9 protein-coding genes are annotated in these 10,484 nt (G+C 27.3%); all 9 read right to left on the bottom strand.

Going from position 1 to position 10,484, the window contains the following annotated elements; genetic code table 11:
• Nucleotides 1-537: 537 nt before the first annotated feature.
• Entirely contained in the window at nucleotides 538-750 is a 213-nt protein-coding gene (locus BDU_RS05145; RefSeq protein ID WP_318250816.1) for a TM2 domain-containing protein, read from the bottom strand.
• Nucleotides 751-1,217: 467 nt separating this feature from the next.
• Nucleotides 1,218-2,159 (bottom strand): hypothetical protein, encoded by a 942-nt coding sequence (locus tag BDU_RS05140; protein ID WP_318250815.1) that lies wholly within the window; start codon nucleotides 2,157-2,159, stop codon nucleotides 1,218-1,220.
• A gap of 299 nt (nucleotides 2,160-2,458) precedes the next feature.
• Nucleotides 2,459-3,907, bottom strand: coding sequence for an IMP dehydrogenase (guaB, locus tag BDU_RS05135; RefSeq protein WP_041177825.1), 1,449 nt, complete (start codon nucleotides 3,905-3,907; stop codon nucleotides 2,459-2,461).
• 32 nt (nucleotides 3,908-3,939) lie between these two features.
• Complete coding sequence (gene guaA / locus BDU_RS05130; protein ID WP_012539470.1) at nucleotides 3,940-5,481, bottom strand: glutamine-hydrolyzing GMP synthase; 1,542 nt, start codon at nucleotides 5,479-5,481, stop codon at nucleotides 3,940-3,942.
• A gap of 222 nt (nucleotides 5,482-5,703) precedes the next feature.
• On the bottom strand, nucleotides 5,704-6,480 hold the full coding sequence (locus tag BDU_RS05125) for a hypothetical protein (protein WP_012539469.1): 777 nt from the start codon (nucleotides 6,478-6,480) through the stop codon (nucleotides 5,704-5,706).
• Between the two features lie 282 nt (nucleotides 6,481-6,762).
• Nucleotides 6,763-7,044 carry a hypothetical protein gene (locus BDU_RS05120; protein WP_012539341.1) on the bottom strand — a complete coding sequence of 94 codons (282 nt, stop codon included), beginning with the start codon at nucleotides 7,042-7,044 and terminating at the stop codon, nucleotides 6,763-6,765.
• Between the two features lie 169 nt (nucleotides 7,045-7,213).
• Entirely contained in the window at nucleotides 7,214-8,086 is an 873-nt protein-coding gene (locus tag BDU_RS05115; RefSeq protein ID WP_012539468.1) for a hypothetical protein, read from the bottom strand.
• Between the two features lie 207 nt (nucleotides 8,087-8,293).
• Complete coding sequence (locus BDU_RS05110; RefSeq protein WP_012539467.1) at nucleotides 8,294-8,908, bottom strand: nicotinamidase; 615 nt, start codon at nucleotides 8,906-8,908, stop codon at nucleotides 8,294-8,296.
• Between the two features lie 96 nt (nucleotides 8,909-9,004).
• Nucleotides 9,005-10,213 (bottom strand): hypothetical protein, encoded by a 1,209-nt coding sequence (locus BDU_RS05105; RefSeq protein WP_318250814.1) that lies wholly within the window; start codon nucleotides 10,211-10,213, stop codon nucleotides 9,005-9,007.
• Between the last annotated feature and the right edge of the window lie 271 nt (nucleotides 10,214-10,484).

The raw sequence follows: 10,484 nt of genomic DNA, 5'->3' as shown, positions 1-10,484 counted from the left end.
TCCTCGAGCTGCCCGCCAGTGTGCTGGAAGCCAACTTTACATTTTTTCTTTTTTTTTACATTCCCATATAAAATTAATAATATAAACTTCATAAAATCAATATCATTAGTATAATAAATGTAGGAATACAAGTCCATTTGATTTTACATGTAAATATAAATAATAATTTTAATATAGATATTAAAGTTCACTTCTGATATTTAATTTAGTATGTTAAAAGCATAAACATTGAAGTTTTATTGAAATCTCCTTGATGAGAATTGAGATGAAGTATTGATCTTTATAAACATAAATTTTCAAAAACATTGAAATTTTAGCCTATTAAATTGAAGAATCAAATTTAAAAACACCATTGTTATATATATGAGATAGCATTTTTAATTTTTTATATATAATATTGATGGTAATTAACAAAATTAAAGCAATAATTTTGTTAATTACCATCAATATTATTAAACACCACTCTTTATTTTTGCTTATAACCAATCAAAGATATAGAATGAGTTACTTACAAACAAAGGATTCATTGAAAAATAATTAACGTTTATTTTTTACATAAAAAAAACCGCACAAAATTCTTATTAGGTCAATAATAATGCCAATTCCAAACAAACCAAAAGTAAACATATATAGCAATCCAGTACCAACTCTCCTCGAATAAAATCGATAAATACCAAGATATCCTAAAAAAAAGCACAATATAAATAAAATTAACTTTTTTTCATTATAACAAAGTACACTAGAATTCATTTCATAACAGTTTAACTTATTTGAAACTCCACAATTAACACACATAGCAACCTCTTTTTAACAGCCTTGCCACAAGAAGTACAATACACTTCATCAATACTTTTAGACATATTATTCCTCTCCTATAATTAATAATTTAATACAAGTAATAATATCTGGACCTCAATTTATTTATCATTACTAATTCAATAGATTTATTAAAATAAAAGCATTGAAGAAACTTCAAAGACATATTAATCCTATGAAAAAACTTATAAAAAAAGCATTACAAAATAAATTCGATTCTATTAAATATTAATATAGATAGTAATTAAAAATTAATATTAGAAATAGTCCCTTGTCAAGATTTATTTTAACTATATGAGATAAATATAGCTAAGTTTGTTGACAATTTAATAACCTATTGTCATTTTTTGCCATTTTAATGAATATTAAGACCATTAATAAAAACAAAAATCAAATAAAACCTAATTCAGTCTGGCTATATGATAAACAACATAAAGTTCATCAATAGAATTTGATAATTCTTTTCCTCTCCTATAAAAAAATAACTTTCTGGCATTTTCTTTAACATCTCTAATATCTCCCTGATTTAAAAAAATAGATTCAAAAACAGAAATCATAATTTGAACCAATAAAATATTATTACTATCATTTTCTTTCATACACAATCTGATACTTCGAACAAAATTTTTAGAAATTTCCGCTAATTTTTTTGAAGAATACTGAGACACTATAAAATAAAACATATCAGCATACATATTTACAGCAGTATCAATAACATTTTCATAAGCATTAATTATCAATTTAACAACATCAACAACTTGATCCATTTTTATTTCGTTACTATCAAAGACAGAATTAACATGATATTTAAAAATTTTCTTAAGTTGTTCAATTGAATCTATACTCATCTTAGGATTATGTATTTTAAAATAATTTAAAATATTCTCAAGTTTATCAACAATATTATCAACCTTCATTTTTATTATGACATCTATAGATTCCTTGGTTAATTTAGCATTATCACAATTACCAGAACCATTTACACAATACACATAATTTTTAAGAAAACTATAAATTGTATGATACTCTTGTATAAGAAGACATAACGATCTTGCATATTTAACAGACTTTGTAATAAAAGTCTTAAGTTGAACAATATCATCTTTGCTTAATCGATCAACATCATTTCTAATATTAGCATTATCAATACCAGAATTATTCTCTAGAGCAGGACCATTCCTCATATCAAAACCATTAGCTACAACAAAATCACTCTTGGCTCTAGAACCATTTCTTGCATTACCATTTATATCCTTGACAGTTTTAGTTCCGTCAACTGCATTTTTACATGATACTATAGATATTAGCATCAATAATATAAATACATCATTATATCTGGTCATTTTTCTCCTCCTTTTTAAAATCAAAAGCTTGTGTACAACATTTTACTTCCAAATTAGCAATAATCAAGAATATACTACTGATTAAAATTCATAAAAAAAGTAAACACTGAAATTATATACAGATAGAACATCAATTATATAAATATATTTATCTTGAAATTAAATTTCATCATATATACACTAAGACTTTTACCCTCAATTTAGGGTAAATATAAATGGATAACTATAAAACAATTATTTAAGAAAATTCAAAATTATAAATAATATAAAACTTCACTACAAAATCAAACAATAAATTTTTAATTCTCCAAAACATCATGAGTATGAGATTCTCTTAATGATGCGGAACTTATTTTGACAAATTTAGAATCTCTCTTTAATTCTAATATTGTCTCAACTCCCAAATATCCCATCCCAGACATTAAACCTCCCTTTAATTGAAAGATAATGTCTTTTACCTTACCAACATAAGGAACCATCCCCTCAATACCCTCAGGAACCAATTTCCCAGGAGAATCTTTACTTTCAAATTGAAAATACCTAGATTTAGAACCCCTAGCCATAGCAGCAAGAGATCCCATACCAACATAAATCTTAAATTTCTTGCCATTATACATTACTTCCTCTGAGGGAGATTCATGAGCCCCAGCAAAAAGATTCCCTATCATCACACTATCAGCTCCTGCAGCAATTGCTTTAACTATATCTCCTGAAAATCTAATACCACCATCTGCTATAATGCAAATATTTGTATCTTTACAAGCCTCAAAAACATCATTAATTGCTGTCAACTGTGGCACACCAACTCCTGCAACTATTCTTGTTGTACATATACTCCCAGGACCTATTCCCACTTTTAAACAATCCGCACCTGCATCAATTAAATCAAAAGCCGCTTCTTTAGTTACTATATTACCTGCAATAACATCCAAATTTGGATATTTACTTTTAATTTTCCTTACAATCTCAATTACCTTAGTAGAATGTCCATGTGCAGAATCAACAACAATAACATCAACATCTGCCTTAACCAATTCTTCAACACGCTCTAAAGTATCAACATCAGTAGAAACAGCTGCCCCAACCCTCAATCTATCATTCATATCTTTACATGCATTTGGAAAATATTCTTGATGTTCAACATGATCTATATCCTTGCAAGTTATTAATCCTCGCAAACTATTTGACTCATCAACAATAAGTAACTTTTCTATCCTATGCTTAAATAAAATCTCTTTGGCTTCTGACAACGTAATATCTTCTTTTGCAGTAATTAATTTTTTAGTCATTGCATTAATCACAGGAGTATTATCATCTGCAATATACTTAATGTCTCTACTGGTTACTAAACCTAATATTTTACCTGCATGATCTGTAACTGGCAATGCAGAAATATTATGTTTAACAATCAACCTTCTAGCCTCTTTAATACTAGTATCCTCATTAATCGTAATAAGATTCCTTATAATCCCATTACGATGATAAGATTTTACTATTTCCACCTCTTTCCTTTGCTTTTCAATAGTAATGTTCTTATGTATAACACCTATCCCACCTTCCTTTGCCACCGCTATCGCCATTCTACTTTCTGTAACTGTATCCATAGCTGAACTTAAAAAAGGTATATTTAAATATATATTTCTTGTTAATCTTGTCTTCAAATTAACATCACTAGGTAATATAGATGATTTCCTAGGAATTAAAGAAACATCATCAAAAGTCAAAGCTTCTTTTACTATTTTATCCATCAATTATTTCTCCCTCATTCACTAATTTATAATTATTCCCATTCTATCGTCGCTGGAGGCTTAGAAGAAATATCATAACAAACTCTATTTATCCCCCTAATTTCATTAATTATTCGTGATGAAACTTTTCTTAAAAAACTATAAGGTAACTCAACCCAACTAGCTGTCATAAAATCTAGAGTATTAACACACCGAATGACAGCTGTATATTCATATGTTCTGTTATCTCCCATAACACCTACAGTTCTTACAGGCAATAACACCACAAATGCTTGTCTTACTTTATAATATAAATTATTTATCAAAAGCTCTTCTATAAAAATATGATCAGCTCCTTGCAAAATATCAATCTTATCTTTTGTTATTTCCCCTATTATTCTTATTGCCAATCCTGGCCCTGGAAATGGATGTCTATAGAGAACTTCCTCTTCAAGACCCAATTGCACTCCCAATTGAATTACCTCATCTTTAAAAAGATTCCTTAACGGTTCTAATAAATTTAGGTTAATTTTATCGGGAAGTCCTCCTACATTATGATGTGATTTAATATTTTTTGAAGAGCAAACATTATTCTTAACATCAGATTCAATAACATCTGAATAAATAGTTCCTTGAGCTAAATATTTTATATCATCCTCTTCTAATGCCACCTTTTCAAAAATTTCTACAAATGTTTTCCCTATAATTTTTCTTTTCTCTTCAGGATCATCTACATCCCTTAAATTAGTTAAAAACAACAAAGAAGAATCAATATGTTTTATATTCAAATTATACTTCTTATTAAATTCCAATATCTCATTGGCTTCATTCTTCCTTAAAAAGCCAGTATCAACAAATACACATATCAAATTATCCTTTATTGCCTTATTAATCAGCAAAGCACATACCAAAGAATCTATTCCTCCAGAGAGTCCCAAAATTACCTTACTATCACCTACCTCATGTCTTATACCTTTTACTAAATCTTCTATACTATTACTTAAATCCCAATTTGTCTGTGCTTTACAAATTTTAAAAACAAAATTCATAAATATTTGATTACCAATATCACAACAACTTACTTCCGGATGAAATTGTACACCATAAATTCTTTTCTCTAAATTAAATACAGCTCCAACACAAACCTTAGTATAAGCAATTTGCTTAAAACCCTCTGGTATTTTTTCTATATTATCTCCATGACTCATCATCACTTCAAATTTACTTGGAAGCTCTAAAAATAAATCGGCTTTATTATCATCAATAAATAATTCAGTATGTCCAAATTCCTGCTTATCACACTTAGAAATCACACCTCCAAATACCTTAATAATCAATTGCATACCATAACATATCCCCAAAATAGGAATACCCAAATCAAAAATCTCAATATCAACACCAGGTGCTTCATCCAAATATACAGAAGCAGGACCGCCACTTAAAATTAACCCTACAGGATTCATATCCTTAATTTCTTTAGCAGAAAGAGAATATGTAACTATTATTGTATATACACCCATCTCTCTAATTTTTCTTGCAATAAGTTGACTATACTGAGAACCAAAATCCAAGATAACTAATGCATTATTACTCACTATAAAATTCCTTTAATAATCATTTAGCCTACAATTTTCATAAAAATAATTTTATTACATTAACAAAAAATCAGGTATTGTTATTTATGCTATTTTTAACAAAAAAATCAATATTTATCATTGTAGGCAACAATTCTATAAGAATTATTAGCCTACAATTTTACATACATCAAAACATATATCAAACTCCAAGTGAAAACATTTTCTCATTTAGTAAAAAATTTATTGCAATCCTGTCTTAATTTTTTGAACAGCATTATCTAATAAATTTGAAAAACTACCTATATTACCTTTAACTTCAAAATAAAACTCATTACCATCTTTATGCTTATCCTTATCAGTAAATTTCTTTAACGAACTGTCATATTGATTATATGTTCTAGAATATATCTTATGAATACTATCCTTAAGACCTTTATAAGCATAATGTACAGTTACGCTTAGATTATCGTTACTGGTGGTAGTATTAGTATTTTTTATGCTATCTTTGAAAGCAACAAGTCCTTTATAATCAAACATAAAAAGTTCATTACCAACCAAACTCTTTTTTAACAATGATTTAGTAAGATCAATCACAAAAGCAAATTTAATATCCAAAGAGCCCAAATCATCTTTCTTTAAATATTCATTAAGTTCTTTTAAAGACTTAATACTCAAACGTTCTACATCTTTTGAATTAACTAATACACTAATTTTTCCAAGATGTGAAGATTGACTTTTCTCTAAACTAGTGCTAGAAAAATGACTTCTCTCTTCAAAACCTCCTGGAAGTGGCCTACTATAAGAATTGGATGTAGATTTATGCTCATTATCCACAAACTTAAATACCAAATCAAAATTAATAGGAAATTCTTCCATATAATAATACTTTTTATCACCCACCATCACTGAAGCATAATCTTTCACAAGCCCAGATTTTGGTTTTATAAATAAATTATGACTACAACCAAATATAACAAATAAACAAATCAAAATAACATTTTTTATAATAATTCTCACAACAAACCTCCCATCTGAATTAAAAAACTAAAAACATATCATCAATAATAATACAAACTAACAAAAATTTCATAATCAAACGTAAAACCTACTCCCTTAATTTAAATAAGGTATACAATGGCTTACTAAATTACCTTTAATGCTGAAATGCTGTAAATCATATCTTAACATGACTTACAACACTCCAACATTAAATCTTTATATCACAAATTCAAACCAAATTTTACAAAATCTGTATGGTACTTAAAATCTAAATAAATTAGATAACAATAAAGAAAATTCCTAATCTTTACCAATAACACCATTAAGTTTTTTTGCAAAACGTGAACTTAAAGTCTCAGATGTTTCTTGAATTTTTTTATTTTGAATCTGATTTTCCTGCTCCATATGCACCATCCAATCATCAAGACTTTTATCTGAACCATATTGTCTTTGAAACTCTCGAAACTCTCTATCTAACTGCATAGTAGTATAGTCAACTTGAGCAATAAAATCTTCAATATCCATCTCTTCGGCCTTCAAGTTTTTTCTCTTAGGAAATTTAATTTCTTTAACTTCTTTCATATAATCTAACCTTTCAACAAGTAAGAATAAAACAAATGATTAATTTACTAATATATCATACATAAATATTATACATCTTAATACAAAATATATAAATCATAAAACTAATTTGCTTTCATACTAAAAATTTCAAAACACATATACAAATATTTTTAACATAAAAACAAAACTAAGGTGATAAAATTTTAATAGAATTGACATTATCTACAATAACTTTAATATCATCATAATCATTAAAATAAGCATTTATAACAAATAAATAATCATCCAGTGAAGGCTCAATTTCTCCTTTCAAATCACTCTTTACTTCCGCATACTCTACCCTTACATCATCACTCTTAAATTCTACTACTTCTACAACATCTAAAACATCAGAATCAAAGATAAACTCATTGGAAGATTCAAATTCCCTTATAATATTTAAATTATTACTTATTATATCAAGCATATTTTTAATTTCATCTTCATCTAAAACAAAAATTTTATCTAACTTATCAATCTTACTATCTAAAGCTTTTTCCAAAAATTCTAATGCTTCTTTTTGTCCATCATTTAAATTGGTTTTAAATATTATTTTATAAACTTTTAATAGATCTTTTTGAGATATTGTTGACAATATATCACCATGCTCAGACATTTTCTCAACAACAATTCTCTCAGCTATATGATCTACAATACCTTGCACAGAATAAAATGAATTATTCAATAAATAATCATCTAATTTTTCAACTTCCAAAACATTTTCTATTATAAATTGTTGTCCATTTGCGGATCCCTCTAAAACCTTTTCTTTAATTATTTCATAATCATTTCTTTGAGCAACACTCCCTTTCTCCACTTGTTCCTGAGAATCATTAAGATGTTTCCAAATATCACCGTCTTGCTGAATTTGATTTTGCTCAGAATCATCATCATGAAGCACCTCATCCAAATCATCCTCAGGAAATTGGATACTTAGATTATTTTTCTCGTCTACACTACAACTAGTAAAAGTAATGACCGAGCAAATAATAATACTCATAATATTTATCATTACACTCATAAATAACAGCTTTCTATTTTACTACAAAATTCTAATTTTTAAAACCTCAACACTAATCAACTTTTATAATCATTAGTATCAATGATATAGCATTTAACATATAAAACTCAAAATAAAAATCTGTTACCCATAATTGAATTTATAAGATTGCAAAAAACTAAATTTAAACATAAAAATAAAATGTAAAAATACTATTCTTTAAAATCATCATAAATCACAATTAATCAAAATATCTTTTGAAAAACAGGTCAATATTCCAAGCTTCTTAAGCTCTATAATTATCAATTCAGGAAAATCAGAAATGCTTTTTGTAGCATCAATTATCAAATAAGTTTTAAATCCCAAATTATGAGCGTCAATAAGAGTTTCCTTTACACAAAAATCCAATGCCAAACCAGCTATAAACACCACACAAATTTCATTGTTCTTAAGATGTCTTAAAAGCCCCGTAGGATTCTTTTTATTACAATCATCATAAAATCCACTATAACTATCATAATTTTGATCCTGTCCTTTTAAAAAAATAGCTTTGATTTTTTCAACGTCTAAATCTTCTGGAAATGCTGCTCCCCATGTATTTTGAACACAATGTTTAGGCCAACCATCAACATTAGTTTCACTTAAAAAACTTATATGATTCTCAGGATGCCAATCCTTAGTTGCAATAACATGCTTAAAACAATTTTGAAGTTTATTTACTAAAGGAATAATATCCCTACCATCAGGAACAGGAAGTGCTCCTGATTGCAAAAAATCATTTTGAATATCTACAAGTATCAATGCAGAATTATTCAAAACTAAATGAAAGAATGTACTTTTCATTAAATAAGTATATCATATAATTAAAATTTAAATTTTGTTATCAAAGTTAATTATTTAAATATCCTAAAATATATTTACAATAAAATTTTTTATTTACTAATCAAGCCTCACTCTATTAACTATTTCCCTAAATATTGCCATCATTTTCTCTTTATCTTTTATCACAATATCTATTCCCTTTTGAATATCTGCATCATTATTCATTTTATCAAAAATCTTATAAAAATCTTCTGCTGTAATTTCATCTCCCTCATGTATACTCTGAATTACCTCATACACATTATACGTCACAACACTTACAACATTCTTCATTTTGTTCATATATTGCACAAAATGCTTATTTAATTCGCTCAAATCCTCAAGTGTTGCTTTAGTTTCAAAATTTTTTTTATCTATCTTACTACCATTGCTATAAGGCAAATCATGATTAAAATTTAAATAATAATAACTACCGGTTGTCATATCCGATAATCTATCTACAAATTTTTTACAAGCTTCTTTATATTCATAATATTTATGATACCTTGATTCTTTATAAACACTATATATTTTATGTGCCGCCAATGCCAACCAATACATCCTATCACCATTATACCACAAAGCCAAATAAACATATCTAATTGGATGACGAAGATTAAACAGATTAGGGTTATAAGAAAAAATCTCAGAAAAAACTAAATTGGGAAAAGACATGCCATAATTATAAGGTTTAGAATCAAAATCTTTATTGTAATAAAATTCATGAAAAAGCGATTTTATGTCTTTAAATTTTTTCAAAGCATCTTCCCGTGTTTTTAATTCCTCATATACAAATTCCTCCCGATCAACAATAGTAAAATCAAATTTATTCTCATATTTCCCGTCTTGTTCATAATATTTTTTTACACGTTTTTTTACATGTGTCTCTTCTGGTTGAATAACAACTTCTTCTGCTGCAGGAACTTCTGGTTGAATAATACCTTCTGCTACCTCAGGAACTGCTGGTTGAATAACAACTTCTTCTGCTGCAGGAACTTCTGGTTGAATAACACCCAACAAATCTTGTGGTTTATTTCTTGTGTCTAAAACACCTTCTTCTAAACTACCCGATGGTCTAGAGATTACCTCAGAAGAACCACCTAATGGTAAAGTAGCACCCAATAAAGCTGGTGATGTTTTACCTATAATAACTCTTGGTTTTTGATTATATTTTAATTTTGATAATGTTCGAATACCACTTTCTGTAAAACGTGATTGCCTGCAACTAAAAAACAATACACTCAATACACAATATGTTGCACATATCCTCATACCTAATTTCATCATAAATTCTCCCTTTTTATAAATCATATCATCAAGATCACTCAATATCAAATATAAATTAAACTACTAAGCTCAAATGTCAATTGTACTTATCTTATATTTGACATATCACTTGAATTAAAAATTCAAATACATAAACAGATAAAATACACAACTTATCAAGAAACAAATTCATCTAATGATAGTTATTATATATAACAAGTTATAATAAATGTTTTTAACAGTTTCGCATAATCCTATATACGAAGTCCTTAAAATCAATATAATAATAAAA

The sequence above is a fragment of the Borrelia duttonii Ly genome (assembly GCF_000019685.1).
GTDB classification, from domain to species: Bacteria; Spirochaetota; Spirochaetia; order Borreliales; family Borreliaceae; genus Borrelia; species Borrelia duttonii.
Note: the sequence above shows the minus strand (reverse complement) of the source record. Positions and strands in the feature narration are given on the sequence as shown.

Bases quoted from the DNA above. Each gene is read 5' to 3' on its own strand.
- BDU_RS05145 (WP_318250816.1), bottom strand. From the start codon at position 750: ATGAATTCTAGTGTACTTTGTTATAATGAAAAAAAGTTAATTTTATTT.
- BDU_RS05140 (WP_318250815.1), bottom strand. From the start codon at position 2,159: ATGACCAGATATAATGATGTATTTATATTATTGATGCTAATATCTATA.
- guaB (WP_041177825.1), bottom strand. From the start codon at position 3,907: ATGGATAAAATAGTAAAAGAAGCTTTGACTTTTGATGATGTTTCTTTA.
- BDU_RS05120 (WP_012539341.1), bottom strand. From the start codon at position 7,044: ATGAAAGAAGTTAAAGAAATTAAATTTCCTAAGAGAAAAAACTTGAAG.
- BDU_RS05115 (WP_012539468.1), bottom strand. From the start codon at position 8,086: ATGAGTGTAATGATAAATATTATGAGTATTATTATTTGCTCGGTCATT.
- BDU_RS05110 (WP_012539467.1), bottom strand. From the start codon at position 8,908: ATGAAAAGTACATTCTTTCATTTAGTTTTGAATAATTCTGCATTGATA.
- BDU_RS05105 (WP_318250814.1), bottom strand. From the start codon at position 10,213: ATGATGAAATTAGGTATGAGGATATGTGCAACATATTGTGTATTGAGT.